Below are 20,905 nucleotides of genomic sequence, written 5' to 3' on the forward strand. Positions count from 1 at the left end.
GCGTCAGCCGTCGTTCCGGTCGCGGAAGATCCGGATCACGTCCGGGTTGCGCCGCAGCCCGCGCATCACGTTGGCCAGGTGCAGGCGGTTCTGGACCTGGATCACGAACTGCATGTACGTGGCTTCCTGGTGGCCGCCCTGCTGCTGCTCCATGGCCACGTGGGCCACGTTGGCGTCGGCGGCGGTCAGGTCCGCGGCCACGCGCGCCACGATGCCCTTCACGTTGCGCACCATGACCTTGATCGACACGTCGAAGGCGCGGGTCGTCTTCTTGGCCCACATGACCTCGATCCAGTGCTCCGGGTCCTTGCTGTGCAGCCGCTTGGCCACCTTGCAATCCTGCACGTGGATCTGCAACCCCTCGCCCTTGCCGAGATAGCCGACGATCGAATCGCCGGGAATCGGCCGGCAGCAGGCCGAGAAGATCATCGACATGCCTTCGTCGCCGGTAATCGGCACGGCCGGCGCTTCCTCGCCCGCGAAGGTCTGCACGGCAGCCAGCAGCGCGCTGTCGACGTCGCCGGACAGCTCCTGCAGCAGGATCTCCATGCGCCGCGCCACCACCGCCGGCACGCGGCGGCCGAGCGCCAGGTCGGCGAAGATGTCTTCCTTGTGCTTGTTGCCGGTCCACTGGATCATGCGATCCCAGACCGCCTGCGGCACCGCCTTGAGCTCGATGCCAAGCTGGCGCGCCGACTGCTCCAGCAGGCGTTCGCCCAGCTGGATGGCCTCGTCGAGCTTGGTCGTCTTCAGGTAATGTCGGATCGCCGCGCGCGCCTTGCCCGTGCGGACGAAGGCGAGCCACGCCGGATTCGGCTTCGAGTACGGCGCCGTGACCACCTCGACGATATCGCCGCTCTTCAGCTCGGTACGCAGCGGCAACAACTCGTTGTTGATCTTGACCGCCACGCACTGGTTGCCGAGGTCGCTGTGCACCGCGTAGGCGAAGTCCAGCGCGGTGGCGCCGCGTGGCAGCGCGCGGATATGGCCCTTCGGCGTGAACACGTAGACCGCGTCCGGGAACAGGTCGATCTTGACGTGCTCCAGGAACTCCTGCGAGTCGCCGGTCTGGCTCTGGATGTCCAGCAGTGACTGGAGCCACTGGTGTGCCTGCTGCTGGATATCGTTGGCGTGATCGGCCTGGTGCTTGTACATCCAGTGCGCAGCCACGCCGGCCTCGGCAATCTGGTGCATGCCGCGCGTGCGGATCTGGAACTCCACCGGCGTGCCGAACGGGCCCACCAGCGTCGTGTGGAGCGACTGGTAGCCGTTGATCTTCGGAATTGCGATGTAGTCCTTGAACTTGCCCGGCATCGGCTTGTACAAGCTGTGCAGCGCGCCCATCGCCATGTAGCAGTGCATCTGCGTTTCCACGACCACGCGGAAGCCGTAGACGTCCAGCACCTGCGAGAACGACAGCTGCTTGTCGTGCATCTTGCGATAGATGCTGTACAGCGTCTTTTCGCGCCCGGACAGCTCGGCCACGATGCCGGCGTCGGCCAGCGCGCGCTCGGCGGCTTCCAGGATGCGCTTGACCACCTCGCGCCGGTTGCCGCGCGCGGCCTTGACGGCCTTCTCGAGCGTAGCGTAGCGGAACGGCGAGCCCACCTTGAACGACAGTTCCTGGAGCTCGCGGTAAATCGTGTTGAGACCCAGCCGATGCGCGATCGGCGCGTAGATCTCCATGGTTTCGAGCGCGATCCGGCGCCGCTTCTCGGGCGGCACGAAATCGAGCGTCCGCATGTTGTGCGTGCGATCGGCCAGCTTGACCAGGATCACCCGCACATCGCGCGCCATCGCCAGCAGCATCTTGCGGAAGCTTTCCGCCTGCGCCTGCTCGCGGCTCTGGAATTCGAGCTTGTCCAACTTGGTCAGGCCATCCACCAGTTCCGCGACCTTGGGACCGAATTTCTCGGCCAGTTCGCTCTTGGTGATGCCCTGGTCCTCCATCACGTCATGGAGCAGCGCGGCCATGATCGACTGGACGTCCAGCTTCCAGTCCGCGCACAGCTCCGCCACCGCCACCGGGTGGGTGATGTACGGCTCGCCGCTCTGGCGGTACTGGCCCAGGTGGGCTTCGTCGGAAAACTGGAAGGCTTCGCGCACCAGCGCCTGATCGGCGGGCTTCAGGTAGGCGAGCGTCTCCATCAGCCGGGAGATGGAGATGACCTGCTGGCGCGGCGGGACGGCCGGCTGCGAGGTCGGACCGAAGAAGTGCCGGTATGACTGCGCCAGCACTGCGTCGATGAACAATTCGCCCGCCGGCGCGGCCGGCAGGGTGCCCTCGATGGGCTCGGCCACGAGGTCGTTGGCCAACCCAGCACGTGACTTGCCTTGCAGCGGCGGCACGACAGACCGTTCCCCGACGACGTTGTCGCCGAGCGGATCGGGCAGGTTCGGGGCGCCGGTTCGGGCGGTCATCGGCATCTGGCCAGACATGGTGCGCCTACCCCCGGGTGAACCCGGCGGCGCAGGCGGCAAGCCGACCGACACCGGCAGTGCGGAGGGCGTGGCAGGCAAAGGGGCGCCCGGGGCCACGCTGGCGGCGGCAACGGGGCCCGGTGCCGGCCGTTCGCCGTCCGTCCGTACGCCGGGCGGACCCGGCAGGACGATCGCGGGATGGATCGCGGACTTGGACGACGATGAAGACATGGGGGCGGCCCCTGGAATCCGGACGAATGCGCGGCTGAATCCGCACGTACGCGAGACAACGATGCACCACAGGCCGCCCTGGCAATCAGGTCGGTACCTTCTTCAGCATCTCGATGCCGACCTGACCGGACGCGATCTCGCGCAGCGCCACCACGGTGGGCTTGTCCTTGGCCTCAACCTTGGGCGTGTGGCCCTGCACCAGCTGGCGTGCCCGATACGTCGCGGCGAGCGCAAGCTCAAAGCGGTTCGGGATGTGTTTCAGACAATCTTCGACGGTAATACGCGCCATATTGAATCCACCTTGAGACAAAACCTGTTCGACAGGCCGTCATTTTACAGCACGCGGCCGAAAACGTTCCGGCCGACCCTTGGGCACCGACCTTCGGTCAGTGAATGCCCAGCTCGATGAACAGCTCGTTGTGACGTGCCTTCTGCGACGAAAAGCGCAGACGGGTGGCACGGACGACGTCTTTCAGCTGCGCCAGCGCGTCATCGAACACCTCGTTGATGATGACGTAATCCGATTCCGACGCATGCGACATTTCGCTGCCCGCGGCCAGCAGGCGGCGCACGATCACGTTCGGCTCGTCCTGGCCGCGTTTCTTGAGCCGCTCCTCGAGCGCGGTCAGCGACGGCGGCAGGATGAAGATCTCCACCGCGTTCGAGAACCGCTTGTGCACCTGCTGGGCGCCCTGCCAGTCGATTTCGAGCAGCACGTCGTTGCCCTGGGCCATCTGCTGCTCGATCCAGACCTGGGACGTGGCGTAGTAATTGCCATGCACCTCGGCCCATTCCAGGAATTCTCCCCGGTCGCGCGCGACGCGGAACTCGTCCACGGTCGTGAAATGGTACTCGCGGCCGTTTTGCTCGCCCGGGCGCGGCTTGCGCGTGGTGTGCGAGATCGACAGGCGGATGGCCAAATCCTGCGACAGCAGCTTGTTCACCAGCGTGGACTTGCCGGCCCCAGACGGGGCCACCACCATGAACAGGTTGCCGGGGTAGGCGGTGTCGATGGCGACGTGCGGCGCGGACTGGGACGCGGTGTGGGACGTTTCACTCATGGTTTAGGACTTATTCGAGATTCTGGATCTGTTCGCGCATCTGCTCGATCAGCAGCTTGAGCTCCATCGACGCGTCGGCCAGCTCCTTGGCGGCGGCCTTCGAGCCGAGCGTGTTCGCCTCGCGGTTCAGCTCCTGCATCATGAAGTCGAGCCGCTTGCCGACCTGCCCGCCCTTCTTCAGGATATGCCGCGTTTCGTTGAGGTGGGCCTGCAGGCGCGACAGTTCCTCGGCAATATCGATGCGGATGCCGTACACCGTGGCTTCCTGGCGAATGCGCTCGCCGATCTCGTCGCGGCTCATCGACGGCATGCCGGACGGCGCGGCCAGGTTGAACGCCTCCTGGAGGCGCTCGGTCAGCTTTTCCTGATGATGGGCGATCAGCTGGGGGATGGTCGGCGTCAGGCGCTCGACGATGGCCAGCATCGCGTCGATGCGCTCCATCAGCGTGGCCTTGAGGGCCTCGCCCTCGCGCCGGCGCGCTTCGAGCAACTGGTTCAGCGCCTCACGGGCGGCACCCGTGACGGCCTCGCGCAGGGATTCCTGCGACAGTTCCGGCTCGACCAGCACGCCGGGCCAGCGCAGGATCTCGCCCATGCGCAGCGAACCGGCGCCACTGAAGGTGGCGGCCACGGTGGACTCCAGCGCGCGGATCTGGTCCAGCAAGCCCTGGTTCAGCGCCAGCGTGGCGCCGCCGGTATCGGTGCGCTGCAGGTTGATACGGCATTCCAGCTTGCCGCGCGACAGCTCGCCCATGAGCATCTCGCGCAGGGCGGGCTCGAACGCGCGACATTCCTCGGGGGCGCGGAACAACAGGTCGAGAAAACGCGAATTGACAGTCCGGAATTCCACCGAAACCGATGCGGTCCGGCCGCTGGGCTCGCCCTTGGCGTTTGTCAGCGGCGCCTGGCGCGTCGCCAGGCCATACCCTGTCATGCTGTGGATCATTGTCGGTTATCTCGCGTAAGAGTCGGAAAGGGTCGAAATACGGGTAAATCGGAGCGGTTAATCGCGCCCGCCGGGGCGCGCAAAGCCAGCACCGGGGCGGGGGCGCCGGCAGCGCGCCGGCCGGGCAGAAAATCAACGAAAAATCCGGTTGGAAAACGCGGATTTTTGGCAACAGTCCCCGCTAATGTTTTCTTTACAAGTGATCGATTAGCCGGGAGAATCCGGGAGCAAATGAGGTCCCGAATCCTATGACAGAGTCCAAGGGCGCTAACCAACCCAAGAGTGCGCCGCTGCCCATCGGCACGCTGCTGGCCAACTACCGTATTGTAAAGAAGTTGGCCAGCGGGGGGTTCAGTTTCGTCTACCTCGCCACCGATGAAACCGGCGCCCCGGTGGCCATCAAGGAATACCTGCCGTCCTCGCTGGCCCGCCGCAACCCGGGCGAGCTGATTCCGGTCGTCCCGGAAGAGAACGCGGCCTCGTTTCGCCTGGGCCTGAAATATTTCTTCGAGGAAGGCCGCTCGCTGGCGCGCATTTCCCATCCGAGCGTGGTGCGCGTGGTGAATTTCTTCCGCGAGAACTCCACGGTCTACATGGTCATGAACTACGAGCTGGGCAAGACGCTGCAGGAGCATATCCTGCAGGCCCGGCAGCAGGGCAAGCCCAAGGTGCTGCGCGAGCGGTTCATCCGCAAGGTGTTCCACGACCTGATGAGCGGCCTGCGCGAAGTCCATATCCACAAGCTGCTGCACCTGGACATCAAGCCCGGCAATATCTACCTGCGCGAGGACGAATCGCCGATCCTGCTCGACTTCGGCGCCGCGCGGCAGATCCTGACCATGGAAGCCGCCCGCTTCCAGCCGATGTACACCCCCGGTTTCGCCGCACCCGAACTCTACGGCAAGCACAGCGACCTCGGCCCCTGGACCGACATCTACAGCCTGGGCGCCACGCTCTACGCCTGCATGGCCGGCATGCCGCCGCAGGAGGCCAACCAGCGCGAGAAGGAAGACCGCATGGGCGAGTCGATCTCCCGGCTGCGCGCCACCTATACCAACGGGCTGGTGGACCTCGTCGAATGGTGCCTCCGGCTCACGCCGTCCGAGCGCCCGCAAAGCGTGTTCCGCCTCCAGAAGGAGTTGCGCGACCAGAGCAACGCGCTGGGCGAGCAATCGGCCGCCGCGGCGGCAGCCAACCCTGCTGGGCCCGTTACCGAACGCATGAACGCGACGAGCCGCTTCATGACCTTGCTGCGCCGCCGCGACGACACCGCCACGACGCAGAGCGGCGATTAAATCACTACGCGTCGGCCCCGCGCACCCGCCGGGCCGACCCTGACCGAACTCACGACAACATGCGATTCTCCGTCTACCAGGAAAGCCGGAAAGGCGGCCGCCGTATCAACCAGGACCGCATGGGCTACTGCTTCACGCGCGATGCCCTGCTGATGGTGCTGGCCGACGGCCTGGGTGGCCATGCGCTGGGCGAAGTCGCCGCGCAGCAAGCCCTGCAGACGCTGGCGCGCCAGTTCCAGACCCAGGCCCGCCCGGCCATCCGCAATCCGGCGGACTTCCTCCAGGACACGGTCATGCTGGCGCACCGCGAGATCCATCGCTATGCCGAAGCCAACCGCCTGGCGGACGTGCCGCGCACCACCGTGGTCTGCTGCCTGATCCAGAACGGCCAGATCCACTGGGCCCACGCCGGGGACTCGCGCCTGTACCTGATCCGCAAGGGCACCCTGCTCACCCGCACCCGGGACCACTCGAAGATCGAAAACCTGCTCCAGCAGGAGCGCGTGCTGCCGATGGACGTCGCCAACCATCCCGAGCGCAACAAGCTCTACAACTGCCTCGGCTCGCCCAACCTGCCGCTGATCGACATCGGCGGCCCGGTGCGCCTGGAACCGGGCGACGTGGCGATGCTGTGCTCGGACGGCCTGTGGGGCGCGCTTGAGGAGAAGGTCATTGTCGACCGGGTGACCAGCCTGTCGGTGGTGCACGCCATCCCGGACATGATCGAACAGGCGCTTCAAAACGCCGGCGAAGGTGCCGACAACACCACAGCCATCGCCATGATGTGGGAAGCCGACGCCACCGTGCCGAACGACGACGCCGTGCTGACCGACACCCTGCCGCTGAACGCCTTCACCACGTCGATCCTGGAACGGACGGGCAACGAGAGCGACCTGCTGTCCGAGGAAGAGATCGAACGGTCGATTGCCGAGATCCGCGCCGCGATCGACAAGACCACCAATTTCATGCGCTGAGGTATCGCGCACGGGACTCCGGCGGGCACGCATGGCCCGCCGGCGTTAGAATCGCGGTCTCACCCGATTCCAACGAAAGATCCCCATGCGACCCAGCGGACGCGCAGCCGATGCGCTGCGACCCATCACCCTGACCCGCCACTACACCCGCCACGCGGAAGGTGCCGTGCTGAGTGCCTTTGGCGATACCAAGGTGCTGTGCACGGCCAGCGTGCTGGCCAAGGTGCCGCCGCACAAGAAAGGCAGCGGCGAAGGCTGGGTCACGGCCGAGTACGGCATGCTGCCCCGCGCCACGCACACCCGCTCCGACCGCGAGGCCGCGCGCGGCAAGCAGACCGGCCGCACGCAGGAGATCCAGCGCCTGATCGGCCGCGCCATGCGCACGGTGTTCGACCTCGGCGGGCTGGGCGAATACACCATCCATCTCGATTGCGACGTGCTCCAGGCCGACGGCGGCACCCGCACGGCCGCCATCACCGGCGCCTTCGTGGCCGCCCATGACGCCGTGAGCAAGATGCTGGCCGATGGCCTGATCGCAAAAAGTCCCATCCGCGACTTCGTGGCCGCGGTTTCCGTGGGCATGGTCGACGGCGTGCCCGTGCTCGACCTGGACTACGCCGAGGACAGCAGCTGCGACACCGACATGAACGTGGTCATGACCGGTAGCGGCGGCTTCGTCGAAGTACAGGGCACCGCCGAAGGCGTGCCGTTCAGCCGCGCCGACCTGGACGCCATGACGCGCCTGGCCGAAGCCGGCATTGCCGACCTCGTGCGCCACCAGAAGCTGGCGCTCGGCCTGTAAGCGACGAGAAACGTGCAAAGCAAAAGGGGATGACGATGCAACGCCTTGTGCTGGCCTCCAACAATCCCGGCAAGCTGAGCGAGTTCGGCGCGCTGCTGATGCCGCTTGGCATCGACGTGGTGCCGCAGGGCGACCTCGGCATTCCCGAAGCCGAGGAACCGCATCCGACCTTCGTCGAGAACGCGCTGGCCAAGGCGCGCCACGCCAGCCGCCTCGCCGGCATGCCGGCGCTGGCCGACGACTCGGGCATCTGCGTGGACGCGCTGGACGGCGCGCCGGGCGTGTACTCGGCCCGCTACGCGCAAAGCGTGGGCAAGCCGAAGTCCGACGCAGCCAACAACGCGCACCTGATCTCGCAGCTGGCCGGCAAGCTCAATCGCCACGCGCATTACTACTGCGTGCTGGTGCTGGTGCGCCATGCCGACGACCCGCGCCCGATCATCGCCGAAGGCACCTGGGCCGGCGAGGTGGTCGATGCCCCGCGCGGCGCCGGCGGTTTCGGCTATGACCCGCATTTCCTGCTCCCGCGCATCGGCAAGACGGCCGCCGAACTGAGCGCGGAAGAGAAAAACGCCATCAGCCATCGCGCGCTGGCGCTCCAGGGGCTGGTGGCCCGGCTCCAGGCGGCCAGCCTGAAGGTTCGCGCATGATTCCGATTCACCCCGTCAGCAGCGGCAAGCCGGCTGTCTCGGCTCCCGTCTCTCCCGCCGACAACCAGCAACTCTGGCTCAAGCCGGGCCAGATCGCCCTGCCCGGCTCCCCGCCGCTCTCGCTCTACGTCCACATCCCGTGGTGCGTGCGCAAGTGTCCGTATTGCGATTTCAACTCGCACGCGGCGCCGGGCACCGTCGGCGGACAAGACAGCCACGACATCCCCGAAGACGCCTACCTCGACGCCCTGCGCGCCGACCTGGAACAATCGCTGCCGCTGGTCTGGGGCCGCCCCGTGCATACGGTGTTCATCGGCGGGGGCACGCCGAGCCTGCTGTCCGCCGCCGGCATGGACCGGCTGCTGTCGGACATCCGCGCACTGCTGCCGCTCGATGCCGACGCCGAGATCACGATGGAAGCCAATCCGGGCACCTTCGAGGCCGAGCGGTTCGCGAGCTATCGCGCGAGCGGCATCAACCGGCTGTCGATCGGCATCCAGAGCTTCAGCAACCGGCATCTCCAGGCGCTGGGCCGCATCCACGGCGAGCGCGAGGCGCGCGCGGCCATCGACATCGCGCAGGCCAGCTTTGACAACGTCAACCTCGACCTGATGTACGCGCTGCCGGGCCAGACCGTGGAGGAATGCGTGCGCGACCTCGAAGCGGCGCTGGCCTATGGCACCACGCACCTGTCGATGTACCACCTGACGCTGGAGCCGAACACGCTGTTCGCCAAGTACCCGCCCGCACTGCCGGACGAGGACATCGCCTACGAGATGCAGGACATCATCGACGCCCGCACCGGCGAGGCCGGCTTCCGCCACTACGAGACCTCGGCCTACGGCAAGCCGCACCGGGAGGCGCGGCACAACCTCAATTACTGGCGTTTTGGCGATTACCTCGGCATCGGGGCGGGCGCGCACGGCAAGCTGTCGTTCCCGCACCGGGTACTGCGCCAGATGCGGCACAAACACCCCGCCACCTACATGCGCGAGGCGATGGCCGGCAACGCCGTGCAGGAATCACGCGATGTGAGCGCCGACGAGCTGCCGTTCGAGTTCATGCTCAACGCGCTGCGGCTGACCGACGGCGTGCCGGCATCGAGCTTTCACGACTACACCGGCCTGCCGCTGCACACCATCAGCAAGACGCTGGCCGAGGCCGAGAAGAAGGGCCTGCTGGAAGCCGACCTCGCCACGATCCGCCCGACCGAACTGGGCCGGCGCTTCCTGAACGACCTCCAGGAGATGTTCCTGAAGGACTGAGCCGGCGCCCTCCTGCCCCCATGAAAAACGCCACGCATGTCGCGTGGCTTTTTTCGTAGAACTACGAAGTACGTACTCAGTACGGCGTGGCCATATCGTTGGCCACACGCGCCCGGTCGCCCACGCGCAGGTTGCCGAGATTGCTCTGGGTCACGGTGGCCATCCGGCCATCGTCCAGCCGCACGTTCACGCGATACACGGTCTGCGTATTGCTGCCCGCCCGCTTCTCGATCTGGTTGCCGGCCACGGCGCCCGCCACGGCACCGCCGATGGTCGCCACGGTCTGGCCACGCCCGCCGCCGATCTGGTGACCGAGCAGGCCGCCCGCCGCGCCGCCGATCACGGTGCCGAGCAGGCCCGAGCTGCCTTGCGTGGAGTTGATCGGCTCGATCGACTCCACGCGGCCCGTGAACACCGAGCCCGCCGGAGCCTGGTAGGTGCTCTGGTTCGGGTCCTGATAGCCCGTGTTCGGCGGGGCGTTGTTGTAGTTGCCATAGCCGTTGTAGCCGGGCTGCGCGCACCCTGCCAGGGTGGCTGCACAGGCCAGCGCGCCAAGGGCCAGCCATGATTTGCTGCGATGTTGCTGCATGGATAAGTCCTCCTCTATCGCTTGTTTGACATGCCAACGCGCGGTGTGCAGGCGCCGCGCGTCCTGCCAATATGAGGCGAACCGGCTCACAAGGTTCCGCTGTGTCCGACAAACACCGACACCGCAGACAAGGCGATTGACGAGGGCATCACACTACGGGCCGCCGCCACCTTGTATAATGCGGCCCTCCAAGGAAGCGTGGCCGAGTGGTTTAAGGCAGCAGTCTTGAAAACTGCCGATGGGGTGACCCATCCGTGAGTTCGAATCTCACCGCTTCCGCCAGACAATAAAAAACCCCGCCATTCAGGCGGGGCGAAGGACTGCAGTGGAGCATTGACCCCCACGGTGATTCGGTCCTGGCGCTTACTCCAGCGTGATCTTGCCCTGCTCGATCACGGTCTTCCAGCGCTTCAGTTCTTCGTTCTCGAACTGGACGAACTGCTCCGGCGTGTTGGCGACGATCTCGAAGCCCTGCTCGCCCAGCTTCTTCTGCATCCCCGGCTCCTTGAGTGCGCTGACCAGCGCGCCGTGCAGGCGCGACTTCACGTCGGCCGGCAGGCCCTTCGGGGCGGCCACGGCCTGCCACGAATAGACTTCCACATCCTTGACGCCGGCCTCGGCCATCGTCGGCACGTCCGGCAGCAGCGCCGAGCGCTTGTCCGACGTAATCGCCAGCGCGCGCAGCTTGCCCGTGCGGATGTGCTGGATGACCGCGTTGAGGTTCTGGAACGAGACATCGACCTGGCCCGCGAGCAGGTCCGAGATGGCCGGCGCACCGCCCTTGTACGGCACGTGCAGGCCATCGGTACCGCTTTTCTGCCAGAACAGCGCCGCGGTCAGGTGGTCAGACGACCCCGCGCCCGAGGTAGCGAAGCTCACCTTGCCCGGGTTCTTCTTCATATGCGCAACCAGCTCGGCCAGGTTCTTGGCCGGGAAGTTCGGGTTGGCCACCAGCACGTTCGGCGCGCGCACGGCCACCGTCAGCAGGTCGAAGTCCTTGGCCGGGTCGTAGGCCAGGTTCTTCTGGAGGAACGGGTTGACCGCGTACACGCCGATCGAGGCCACCAGAAGGGTGTAGCCGTCGGCCGGGGCACGCTTGACGAAGGTCGCGCCGATCGCGCCCGTGGCGCCGGGGCGATTGTCGATCACGAACGGCTGGCCCAGCTTGTCGTTGAGCGGCTGCGCCAGCACGCGGGCGATGGTGTCTGACGACCCACCGGCCGGGAACGGCACCACCATCGTCACGGCCTTCTGCGGCCAGGCCGTGCCAGCCGCCACGGCCGCACTGCTGACCGTGGCGCCCACGGCCAGGGCGACGAATACACCGGCAATCCGGCGGAACAGCGTCTTCTGTTTCAGCATTGTCTTGTCTCCTGTCTTACTGTCTTATCTTTAATGCTTGAATCCGTGATCGGACGCGTTACCGGACCATGCACGGCGCCTTGTTGTTGAACTTCCACCCCGGGATCAGGAACTGCATGGCGATGGCGTCATCGCGCGCGCCCAGACCCTTCTCCTGATAGAGACGGTTGGCGCGTGCCAGCGCGTCCATGTCGAGTTCCACACCCAGCCCTGGCGTCTTGGGTACCTGCACCAGGCCGCCCTCGATCTTCAGCGGGCTGCGCGTCAGGTGCTCGCCGTCCTGCCAGATCCAGTGCGTGTCGATGGCGGTGACGCGGCCCGGCGCGGCGGCGGCCACGTGGGTGAACATCGCCAGCGAAATATCGAAATGGTTGTTCGAGTGCGAACCCCAGGTCAGGCCCCACTCCGCGCACATCTGCGCCACGCGCACCGAACCCTGCATGGTCCAGAAGTGCGGGTCGGCCAGCGGAATGTCCACCGAGTGCAGGCGCACCGCGTGGCCCATCTGGCGCCAGTCCGTGGCAATCATGTTGGTGGCGGTCGGCAGGCCGGTGGCGGTGCGGAACTCGGCCATGATCTCGCGGCCCGAATAGCCGTCTTCAGCGCCGCAGGGGTCCTCGGCGTAGGCCAGGATGCCGTGCTTGTCACGGCACAGGCGGATCGCGTCGGCCAGCAGCCAGCCGCCGTTCGGGTCCAGCGTCACGCGCGCCTTGGGGAAGCGCTCGTGCAGCGCGATGATGGCTTCCATCTCCTCGTCGCCGCTCAGCACGCCGCCCTTGAGCTTGAAGTCGTTGAAGCCGTAGCGCTCGTACGCGGCCTCGGCCAGACGGACGACGCCCTTGGCGTCCATCGCCACTTCATTGCGCACGCGGAACCATTCGTTGTCGCCATCGGGCTCGGTGCGGTAGTCGAGCGTGGTCTTCTGGCGGTCGCCTACATAGAACAGGTAGCCGAGCATCTCCACGGCGTCGCGTTGCTGGCCTTCACCGAGCAGCGCGGCCACGGGCACCTGCAGGTGCTTGCCGAGCAGGTCGAGCATCGCCGCCTCGATCGCCGTGACGGCGTGGATGGTGATGCGCAGGTCGAAGGTCTGCAGGCCACGGCCGCCGGCGTCGCGGTTGGCGAACGTCGCGCGCACCTTGTTCAGCACGGCCTGGTACTGGCCGATCGGCTGGCCCACCACCAGCGGACGCGCATCCTCCAGCGTCTGGCGAATGCCCTCCCCGCCCGGCACCTCGCCCACGCCGGTATTGCCGGCGCTGTCCTTGAGGATCACGATATTGCGGGTGAAGTACGGGCCGTGCGCGCCGGACAGGTTCATCAGCATGCTGTCGTGGCCCGCCACGGGGACGACAGTCAACTCGGTGACGACGGGCGTGACGCCGCCGGCGGCATGTTGGGATGCGGTCATGTGGATCTGTCTCCGAAAACGCGTTTCAGGGTGATGCCGGGTTCGCGCTCCACATCGAGACTGCGCCCTGCTTGTGATGTTTGGCCGCCATACGCAACAGATCGATGCCGATTATGGCAAGGGGTCTCGCAAACCTGTGCGTTATCTGTCATCGTATGACTTACGACGCAGTATAATGAGCGCATCTTGCGACGGTCAATACCTCAGTTTCCCCTACCCATGTCCAATGTCCCGATAACTTCGCCCGCTCCCCTGCGCCGCCGCGGCCGCACGCTTGCCGAGGAAGTAGTGGGTAACCTGACCGAGAGCATCCAGCAGGGCCAGATCAAGCCCGGCGACAAGCTGCCAACGGAATCCGAGATCATGGCCACGCTCGGCGTGAGCCGCACAGTGGTGCGCGAGGCACTTTCGCGCCTGCAAGCCAGCGGCCTGGTCGAGACCCGCCATGGCATCGGCACCTTCGTGCTGGCCCGCCCGGTGGAGACCCATTCGCCGTTCCGCATCGACCCCTCGGCCATGGTCACGGCCATGGACGTGCTGGCGATGCTGGAATTCCGCGTCAGCCTGGAAGCCGAGGCCGCGAGCCTGGCCGCCACGCGGCGCAGCGACGAGCAGCTCACGGCCATCCGCCGCGCGCTCGACGACATGAAACGCAAGGCTTCCGAAGGCAGCGACGCCGTGGGCTCGGATTTCGAGTTCCACCTGTCCATCGCGCGCGCCACCGGCAACCGCTATTTCACGGACATCATGGGCCACCTCGGCACGATGGTGATTCCGCGCAGCCGCCTGCAGGTCAGCACGCCCGAGCGCGAGCAGTACCTGGAGCGCGTCAACTTCGAGCACGAAAGCATCTACGATGCGATCGAGCGCCGTGATCCCGAGGCCGCCAAGGCCGCCATGCGCATGCACCTGACCAACAGCCGCGAGCGCCTGCGCAAGGCTTCTGCCCTGGCAGGCTCCTCCGCTTCTTCCGCCTGACGCCATGCGCGCGGCCCCTTCGGTAATTGGGGGCGGCGCGGTTGCGGGCGACTTTCCGATGTCATATGATGTCTTATGACATGTTTCTGATACGACGCAGGATCGATACACCATGACTCTTACCGGCGAGATGCTGATCGGCGCGAATGCCGTACGCGGCACCGAAGACACTTTCCAGGCCATCAACCCGGCCACGGGCGAGACCCTGGCCCCGACGTTCCACGGTGGCAATGCCGCCGATGTGGACCGCGCCTGCCAACTGGCCGAGGCGGCTTTCGACACGTATCGTGCGACCACGCCCGAGCAGCGCGCGCGCTTCCTCGAATCGATCGCCGAAGGCATCGAGGCACTGGGCGATGAACTGGTCCAGCGCGCGCACGCCGAGACGGCGCTGCCGATCGCCCGCCTGCAGGGCGAGCGCGGCCGTACCGCCGGCCAGCTGCGCCTGTTCGCACGTGTGGTGCGCGACGGCCGCTGGCAAGACGCCACGCTCGACAGCGCCCTGCCCGAGCGCACCCCGCCGCGCCCCGACCTGCGCATGCAGAACATCCCCGTCGGTCCGGTGGCCGTGTTCGGCGCCAGCAACTTCCCGCTCGCGTTCTCGGTGGCCGGTGGCGATACCGCTTCCGCGCTGGCCGCAGGCTGCCCGGTGGTCGTCAAGGCCCACCCGGCGCACCCGGGCACCTCGGAACTGGTCGGACGTGTGATTCAAAAGGCAGTTGCCGATAACGGCCTGCCGGAAGGCGTGTTCTCGCTCGTGATGGGCGCCGGCATCGCAATCGGTACCGCGCTGGTCGCCCATCCGGTGATCCAGGCCGTGGGCTTCACCGGCTCGCGCACGGGCGGTATGGCGCTGGTCAAGGTCGCCAACGAGCGTCCGCAGCCGATTCCGGTCTACGCCGAGATGAGCAGCATCAACCCGGTCTACCTGCTGCCCGAGGCACTGGCCGCGCGCGGCGAAGCCATCGCACGTKACCTGGTGGATTCGCTGGTGATGGGCGTAGGCCAGTTCTGCACGAATCCCGGCCTGCTGCTGGCCATCGAAGGCCCGGCGCTGGACGCCTTCCGCGCCGCCGCCGTGGCAGCGGTATCGGCCAAGGCCGCCGGCACGATGCTCACGCCGGGCATCCATCAGGCGTTCGAGCGTGGCGTGGCGCAACTGTCCGCCGTGGAAGGCCTGACCCGCCCGGGTTGCGGCCTGGCAGGCACGGGTCCGAACCAGGCCCGTCCGGCGTTCTTCGAGACCTCCGCCGAACGCTTTATCGCCGATCACCGCATGCATGCCGAAGTGTTCGGCCCGTCGACGGTGCTCGTCACCTGCCGCGACGTGGACACGCTGCTCGCCGTCACCCGCATCCTGGAAGGCCAGCTGACGGCCACGGTGCAGGCCGATGCCGGTGATAAGGCCGTGGCCGCGCGCCTGCTGCCGGCGCTGGAACGCAAGGTGGGCCGCGTGCTGTTCAACGGCTACCCGACCGGCGTGGAAGTGTCGTTCGCGATGGTGCACGGCGGCCCGTTCCCGGCCACGTCGGACACCCGCACGACCTCGGTGGGCGCTTCGGCGATCGACCGCTTCCTGCGTCCGGTGTGCTACCAGAACGTGCCGGCCGCCCTGCTGCCGGCCGCCGTGCAGGATGGCAATCCGCTGAACCTGTGGCGCCTGAAGGACGGTGAACTCGGCCGCGCCTGAGCCGCGTCGTTGTTCTGATGGACGAAAAAACGGCCGCGCAAGCGGCCGTTTTTCATGGCGGAGGGCGTTCCAGCCGCGATCAGGCGATCAGGCGGCCACCCGCATCGGCGCCGAACTCGGCGTGGTGACGGGCGACGACACCGGCGGCGGAATCACCGGCGCATTGCCGCGCGAGCGCCCCGAGCTCAGGTAGTCGGCAATCGACTCCTGCGTGACTTCGCCCAGGTAGACACCATCGCCGTCCACCACGGGCAGCCAGCTCGTGTTGTGCTGGTACATGCGCGACAGCACGATGCGCAGGTGCTCGTCGAACGCGGCGCTGACCGCGAACGGGCGCAGCACATCGGCGCAGCTACCGCCCTTGGCCAGCGCGTTGCGCACGTCGCGGCGCGTGACGTAGCCCAGCGCGCGCTGCGCCTCATCGATCACAGGCAGGTGGCGCACGTCGGCTTCGTCCATCACGCCGAACGCTTCGGCCAGCGACATGTCCGGACGGCAGCTCGGCGGCATCGTCGCCGCATCGCCCGCGCGCACCAGCAGCAGGCGCTTGAGCGTGTTGTCATGGCCGACGAAGGCCTGCACGAAGTCGTCCGCCGGGTGGGCCAGCAGCGCGTCCGGATGGTCGAACTGCACCAGTTGCCCGCGCCGGAACACGGCCACCTTGTCGCCCAGCTTGATCGCCTCGTCGATGTCGTGCGACACCATGATCACGGTCTTGCCGAGCTGCCGCTGCATCTGGAAGAACTCGTTCTGGATGCTCTCCCGGTTGATCGGGTCCACCGCGCCGAACGGCTCGTCCATCAGCAGCACGGGAGCGTCCGCCGCCAGCGCGCGGATCACGCCGATGCGCTGCTGCTGGCCGCCCGACAGCTCGCGCGGGTAGCGGCCCAGCATCTTGTCCGGGTCGAGCTGCACCATCGACATCAGCTCCCGGGCGCGCTCGCGGCAGCGGCGCTTGTCCCAGCCGAGCAGGCGCGGCACGACCATGATGTTTTCCTCGATCGTCATGTTCGGGAACAGGCCGATCTGCTGGATCACATAGCCGATCTTGCGGCGCAGCGCCACGCCGTCGATACCGGCGGTGTCCTCGCCCTCGATGCGGACCGTGCCCGAGGTGGGCTCGATCAGCCGGTTGATCATCTTGAGCGTGGTGGTCTTGCCGCAGCCCGAGGGGCCCAGGAAGACGCAGATCTCGCCCTTGGGTACCGTCATCGAGACGGCATCCACGGCGCGCACTTCCGTGCCGTCCTTCTGGTGGAAGGACTTGGTGAGTTGGTCGAGTTCGATCATGGTTGGCGGATTCCTTTCGGCGTCAGCGCGCGCTGCAGGGCTTGCAGGCCGGCGTCCGCCACAATGGCGAGCACGCTGACGAGGACCGCGCCCACGGCCAGCTTGCTCATGTTGCTCTGGCTGATCGCTTGCAGGATCAGCACCCCAAGGCCACCGGCGCCAATGATGGCGGCAATGGTGGCCACGCCGATGTTCATCACCACGGCCGTGCGCACGCCGCCCAGGATCACCGGCACGGCCAGCGGCAGGTCCACCAGCCGCAGGCGCTGCCAGGTGGTCATGCCGATGCCACGGCCGGCCTCCTGGATGCCGGGATCGACATTGGCCAGCGCCGTGTAGGTGTTACGCATGATCGGCAACAGCGAGTACAGGAACACGGCGGTCACGGCCGGCACGTAGCCGAGCGCGTGGCCGAAGCGCGCGAAGATCGGGATCATCAACCCGAACAGCGCGATGGACGGCAGCGTCAGCACCACCGTGGCCAGCGCCAGCAGCGGCGTGGCCAGGAAGCGGTGGCGCGTGATCAGGATGCCGAGCGGCACGCCGATCAGGATGGCCAGCCCCACGGCGGAGCCCACCAGCGCCAGATGCTCGCCGGTCAGCCGCAGCAGCGTCGGCCAGCTATGCGCGAGATAAGTCAGCAAATCCATGGGCGGCTCCTCAAATCAGTCCGTGGCTGCGCAGGAAGTCTCCTGCCACCTTGTCCACCGGCTGCTGGCCGATATCGACCTGATAGTTCATGTCGGTCATCGCCGCGTTGTCCAGCTGGGCGGACAGCGCGTTGAGCAGGCCGGCCAGTTCCGGCCGCTTGTCGAGCACAGCCTTGCGCACCACGGGCACGGCGTTATACGGCGGGAAGAAGTGCAGGTCGTCTTCCAGCAGCACGAGGTCGAAGCCCTTCACACGGCCATCGGTGGTGTAGACCAGGCCCAGATCGACCTGATTGTTCTTGAGCGCGGTGTAGACCAGGCCGGGATCGAGCTGGATCACGTCCTTGCGGCCCAGCGGCAGCTGGTAGGCGGCCTTGAGCGGCTCCAGGCCGTCCGGGCGCGCGGCGAACTCCATGTCCACGGCGAACGGGCGGGCCTTGTCATCGGCGGCCTTCTCGCGCAGCTTGGCGGCGTAGGCGGACAGCGTGGTCAGGCCCGGCTCGGCGCGCTCCTTCGGCATGGCCAGCGCGTAGGTGTTGTTGACCTTGGAGGCGTCCAGCCAGATCAGACCCTTCGCGGCGTCCAGCTGCTTCACGCGTGCGTAGCTCTGCTCGGCGTCCAGCTTTTCCTCGACCTTGTTGAAGACGATCAGCGCGGTGCCGGTGTAGTCCCACACCACGTCCAGCTGGCCGGACTCCATGGCCTGGCGCATCAGCGTGCTGCCCAGGCCCGAGGTGACTTCCGTGTTGATGCCCTTGGCGCGCAGGTACTGCGTGGTCATCGACGACAGGATCAGCTGCTCGGTGAAGTTCTTGCCGCCCACCCGCACAGGCTCGCCGGCCGGCTGTTGCGCGCGGGCGGGCGCGGTGCCCAGCAGCACGGCGGCAGCCGCCACGCCCACCACGGCGAACAGCCAGAACAGCCGGCGCTCCCAGTTTCGTTGCATTCCCATGTAATTCGACTCCTCAGTACGCCAGCCCGCGGCGGCGCAGATAGATATGGCCGGCCGTGGCGAACAGCGCGTCCAGCAGCAGCGCGAGCAGCGCGGTGGCCGCGGCGCCCAGCAGCAGCAGCGGCTGGTTGTTCAGGTAGATGCCCGGGAAGATCAGCTCGCCAAGGCTGTTGGCGCCAATCAGGAACGAGAGCGGCACGGTGCCCACGTTGATCACCAGGCTGATGCGCACCCCGGCCAGGATCACGGGCAGCGCGTTGGGCAGTTCCACGCGCACCAGGCGCTGGCACGGCGTCATGCCAATGCCGCGCGCGGCCTCGCGCAGCGCCGGCGAGACGTTGCGCAGCCCTTCGTACGTATTCCGCACGATGGGCAGCAGCGACGCCAGCCACAGCGCCAGCACCGCCGGGCGCTCGCCAATGCCGAGCACCGCCAGCGCAAGCGCCAGCACGGCCAGCGACGGCACGGTATTGCCGATATTGAAGATCTGCATCAGGCGGTCCGCCCAGCGGCGCATGCAGGGCCGGCTCAGCGCGATGCCCGCCGGCACGCCGGTGACGAGTGCCATCGCCATCGAGATCGCGACCAGACGCAGGTGGTCGCCTACGTCGTAGAACAGACGCTCGTGATACTGATGGATCACATCCACGCCAATCCACGCGACCAGACCGGCCAGCGCGGCGGCAATGACACCGCTCCAGGCCAATGCCCGGATGGTTTGCTTCGACATATTCCCCCTTTCCAAAGCCGGGGGCAGCACCATGAGCATCAGGCGCCACTTCCCGGAAGCGGAAAACAAAAGGGCCGGCGGTAGTTCGGATGGGTGCCCGCCGGGGCCCGGTTCAGATTGCCTTGCCGCCATGACTGGCACGATTGCCAGCGGACGGACTTGTGGCTGCCACGCGAGGGGCGGGACAGCCTTGTGAAGGGGATTCGCGCGGTACAGCGGTGGGTGCGAATCGCCCGGTAGCGGCGCAATCGGATCAGTTCGATCCGGCTTGGCCAGTGGCGGCGACTGGTGTCGTTGTGGAAACGCGCTTCGGTGGGCGCCGCCGGTCAATCGGCCGTTGCTGGACAAGGGATCGCGGGGATTCCGGCACAAACCGGATCACAGCAATTTCCAGCAACGGATGACAAAGAGAGCGCTATTCTACACAACTTCTGTCAATCTGTCATCTTCGCGTTTTCCGAGATGGTTTCAGACGCCTTCTTCGGCCATCTGGCGGCGATCTTTCGGCTTCTAAAACGCCGGCCAGTCCGTTGCAGCCATGCACTGACTGAGCACTCATTTGCAACACGATTGGAACAATCTGTTGCCCGCCCGCCGTCTACCGCTTTGCCACCAAACCCCTACATTTACGGGTATGCAGAGACGGCCGAGGGCCGTCCGCCACAGGAGAAACCACAACATGGAAACCCGCACTCTCGCCACCGTTCCGGCCACCGCCCAGGAGACCGTTGAGCGCTCGCGCACCGTCGATCGCGTGGTGCGCGGCATTGCCACGTCCGATGGCGCCGGGGTGAAGCTCACCCGCGTGCTGACGCAGAACCTGCAACGCCGGCTGGACCCGTTCCTGATGCTCGACGCCTTCGGCACCGACAACAAGGACGACTACATCGGCGGCTTCCCCGATCACCCGCACCGGGGCTTCGAGACCATCACCTACATGCTGGCTGGCCGCATGCGTCACCGCGACAGCGCCGGCAATGAAGGGCTGCTCGAAGGCGGCGGCGCGCAGTGGATGGTGGCTGGCTCCGGCGTAGTGCACTCGGAACTGCCCGAGCAGGAAGACGGCCGCATGGAAGGCTTCCAGCTCTGGCTGAACCTGCCCGCCGCGGACAAGATGACCACGCCGTGGTACCGCGACATGCCGGCGGCGTCGATCCCGACTGTGGCGCTGCCTTCCGGCGGCACCGTACGCGTGCTGGCCGGCGCCTCCCACGGCGTGGCCGGGGCCATGACGCGTCCGGTCACCGCGCCGATCTACCTCGACGTGAACCTGCCTGCCGGGCAGACCTTCACGCAGGCAGTGCCGGCCGGCCATAACGCCTTTGTCTATGTGCATCAGGGCGAAGTGCGGATCGGCGATGCCGTGGTGGAAGCGCAGCGCATGGGCGTGCTCGACAACGCCGGCGGGGCCGATGGCGTGGTCGTGACCGCCACGCAGGATGCCCAGTTCCTGGTGATTGCCGGCCAGCCCCTGAACGAGCCGATCGCGCAGTACGGCCCGTTCGTGATGAACACGCAGGAACAGATCTACCAGACGCTGGCCGACTTCCGCGAAGGCCGTTTTGGCGTGGCAGCCAATGCCTGACCGGCGCTAACCTCCTCCCCTGC

The 20,905-nt window shown here is 66.7% G+C and carries 19 protein-coding genes and 1 tRNA gene; 9 read left to right on the plus strand and 11 right to left on the minus strand.

The window, feature by feature from the left end; all coding sequences use genetic code 11:
- Nucleotides 1–3: 3 nt before the first annotated feature.
- From AC1DP9_RS06430 to AC1DP9_RS06445, 4 genes are all read right to left on the minus strand, one after another.
- The gene (locus AC1DP9_RS06430; protein WP_477106877.1) at nucleotides 4–2,421 is read right to left on the minus strand and encodes a RelA/SpoT family protein; all 2,418 of its coding nucleotides are present in this window, start codon (nucleotides 2,419–2,421) and stop codon (nucleotides 4–6) included.
- A gap of 316 nt (nucleotides 2,422–2,737) precedes the next feature.
- Nucleotides 2,738–2,941 carry a DNA-directed RNA polymerase subunit omega gene (gene rpoZ, locus AC1DP9_RS06435; protein WP_006578656.1) on the minus strand — a complete coding sequence of 68 codons (204 nt, stop codon included), beginning with the start codon at nucleotides 2,939–2,941 and terminating at the stop codon, nucleotides 2,738–2,740.
- 97 nt (nucleotides 2,942–3,038) lie between these two features.
- Nucleotides 3,039–3,713, minus strand: a complete 675-nt coding sequence (gmk, locus tag AC1DP9_RS06440; RefSeq protein WP_477106878.1) for a guanylate kinase — start codon at nucleotides 3,711–3,713, stop codon at nucleotides 3,039–3,041.
- 10 nt (nucleotides 3,714–3,723) lie between these two features.
- The gene (locus tag AC1DP9_RS06445; RefSeq protein ID WP_092292239.1) at nucleotides 3,724–4,659 is read right to left on the minus strand and encodes a YicC/YloC family endoribonuclease; all 936 of its coding nucleotides are present in this window, start codon (nucleotides 4,657–4,659) and stop codon (nucleotides 3,724–3,726) included.
- A gap of 248 nt (nucleotides 4,660–4,907) precedes the next feature.
- On the opposite strand from AC1DP9_RS06445, the gene AC1DP9_RS06450 reads away from it, so the two are divergent.
- From AC1DP9_RS06450 to hemW, 5 genes are all read left to right on the plus strand, one after another.
- The gene (locus tag AC1DP9_RS06450; RefSeq protein ID WP_092292237.1) at nucleotides 4,908–5,954 is read left to right on the plus strand and encodes a serine/threonine protein kinase; all 1,047 of its coding nucleotides are present in this window, start codon (nucleotides 4,908–4,910) and stop codon (nucleotides 5,952–5,954) included.
- 59 nt (nucleotides 5,955–6,013) lie between these two features.
- The gene (locus AC1DP9_RS06455) at nucleotides 6,014–6,928 is read left to right on the plus strand and encodes a PP2C family protein-serine/threonine phosphatase (RefSeq protein ID WP_092292235.1); all 915 of its coding nucleotides are present in this window, start codon (nucleotides 6,014–6,016) and stop codon (nucleotides 6,926–6,928) included.
- 85 nt (nucleotides 6,929–7,013) lie between these two features.
- Nucleotides 7,014–7,730 (plus strand): ribonuclease PH, encoded by a 717-nt coding sequence (gene rph / locus AC1DP9_RS06460; RefSeq protein WP_477106879.1) that lies wholly within the window; start codon nucleotides 7,014–7,016, stop codon nucleotides 7,728–7,730.
- Nucleotides 7,731–7,765: 35 nt separating this feature from the next.
- Nucleotides 7,766–8,380, plus strand: a complete 615-nt coding sequence (gene rdgB / locus AC1DP9_RS06465) for an RdgB/HAM1 family non-canonical purine NTP pyrophosphatase (RefSeq protein ID WP_092293271.1) — start codon at nucleotides 7,766–7,768, stop codon at nucleotides 8,378–8,380.
- The gene (gene hemW / locus AC1DP9_RS06470; protein WP_477106880.1) at nucleotides 8,377–9,645 is read left to right on the plus strand and encodes a radical SAM family heme chaperone HemW; all 1,269 of its coding nucleotides are present in this window, start codon (nucleotides 8,377–8,379) and stop codon (nucleotides 9,643–9,645) included. The genes rdgB and hemW overlap by 4 nt, the downstream gene beginning before the upstream one ends.
- 76 nt (nucleotides 9,646–9,721) lie before the next feature.
- Here the strand turns inward: hemW and AC1DP9_RS06475 are convergent, their stop codons facing one another.
- Nucleotides 9,722–10,234, minus strand: a complete 513-nt coding sequence (locus tag AC1DP9_RS06475; RefSeq protein WP_477106881.1) for an outer membrane lipoprotein — start codon at nucleotides 10,232–10,234, stop codon at nucleotides 9,722–9,724.
- Between the two features lie 192 nt (nucleotides 10,235–10,426).
- Here AC1DP9_RS06475 and AC1DP9_RS06480 point away from each other — a divergent pair.
- Nucleotides 10,427–10,516 (plus strand) — tRNA-Ser (locus AC1DP9_RS06480).
- Between the two features lie 81 nt (nucleotides 10,517–10,597).
- On the opposite strand, the gene AC1DP9_RS06485 is transcribed toward AC1DP9_RS06480, so the two are convergent.
- Both AC1DP9_RS06485 and gudD read right to left on the minus strand, forming a co-directional pair.
- Nucleotides 10,598–11,596 (minus strand): Bug family tripartite tricarboxylate transporter substrate binding protein, encoded by a 999-nt coding sequence (locus AC1DP9_RS06485; protein WP_092292227.1) that lies wholly within the window; start codon nucleotides 11,594–11,596, stop codon nucleotides 10,598–10,600.
- 58 nt (nucleotides 11,597–11,654) lie between these two features.
- Complete coding sequence (gudD, locus tag AC1DP9_RS06490) at nucleotides 11,655–13,007, minus strand: glucarate dehydratase (RefSeq protein ID WP_092292225.1); 1,353 nt, start codon at nucleotides 13,005–13,007, stop codon at nucleotides 11,655–11,657.
- A gap of 219 nt (nucleotides 13,008–13,226) precedes the next feature.
- Here gudD and AC1DP9_RS06495 point away from each other — a divergent pair, with 219 nt between their 5' ends.
- Together AC1DP9_RS06495 and AC1DP9_RS06500 are read left to right on the plus strand one after the other, a co-directional pair.
- The gene (locus AC1DP9_RS06495) at nucleotides 13,227–13,985 is read left to right on the plus strand and encodes a FadR/GntR family transcriptional regulator (protein ID WP_477105070.1); all 759 of its coding nucleotides are present in this window, start codon (nucleotides 13,227–13,229) and stop codon (nucleotides 13,983–13,985) included.
- 112 nt (nucleotides 13,986–14,097) lie between these two features.
- Nucleotides 14,098–15,675, plus strand: a complete 1,578-nt coding sequence (locus AC1DP9_RS06500; RefSeq protein WP_477106882.1) for an aldehyde dehydrogenase (NADP(+)) — start codon at nucleotides 14,098–14,100, stop codon at nucleotides 15,673–15,675.
- A gap of 87 nt (nucleotides 15,676–15,762) precedes the next feature.
- Here AC1DP9_RS06500 and AC1DP9_RS06505 read toward each other — a convergent pair whose 3' ends face one another.
- Genes AC1DP9_RS06505 through AC1DP9_RS06520 form a run of 4 tightly spaced genes read right to left on the minus strand, consistent with a single transcriptional unit; the run spans nucleotide 15,763 to nucleotide 19,297 of the window.
- The gene (locus AC1DP9_RS06505) at nucleotides 15,763–16,965 is read right to left on the minus strand and encodes an osmoprotectant ABC transporter ATP-binding protein OsmV (protein WP_092292219.1); all 1,203 of its coding nucleotides are present in this window, start codon (nucleotides 16,963–16,965) and stop codon (nucleotides 15,763–15,765) included.
- Nucleotides 16,962–17,615 (minus strand): ABC transporter permease, encoded by a 654-nt coding sequence (locus AC1DP9_RS06510; RefSeq protein ID WP_092292217.1) that lies wholly within the window; start codon nucleotides 17,613–17,615, stop codon nucleotides 16,962–16,964. The genes AC1DP9_RS06505 and AC1DP9_RS06510 overlap by 4 nt, the downstream gene beginning before the upstream one ends.
- Before the next feature lie 10 nt (nucleotides 17,616–17,625).
- Nucleotides 17,626–18,567, minus strand: a complete 942-nt coding sequence (locus AC1DP9_RS06515; RefSeq protein ID WP_092292215.1) for a glycine betaine ABC transporter substrate-binding protein — start codon at nucleotides 18,565–18,567, stop codon at nucleotides 17,626–17,628.
- Nucleotides 18,568–18,580: 13 nt separating this feature from the next.
- Nucleotides 18,581–19,297, minus strand: a complete 717-nt coding sequence (locus AC1DP9_RS06520; RefSeq protein WP_092292213.1) for an ABC transporter permease — start codon at nucleotides 19,295–19,297, stop codon at nucleotides 18,581–18,583.
- A 679-nt stretch (nucleotides 19,298–19,976) separates the two neighbouring features.
- On the opposite strand from AC1DP9_RS06520, the gene AC1DP9_RS06525 reads away from it, so the two are divergent.
- On the plus strand, nucleotides 19,977–20,882 hold the full coding sequence (locus tag AC1DP9_RS06525; RefSeq protein ID WP_441593624.1) for a pirin family protein: 906 nt from the start codon (nucleotides 19,977–19,979) through the stop codon (nucleotides 20,880–20,882).
- Nucleotides 20,883–20,905: the final 23 nt, after the last annotated feature.

The organism is Cupriavidus sp. 01L43, from assembly GCF_056399925.1.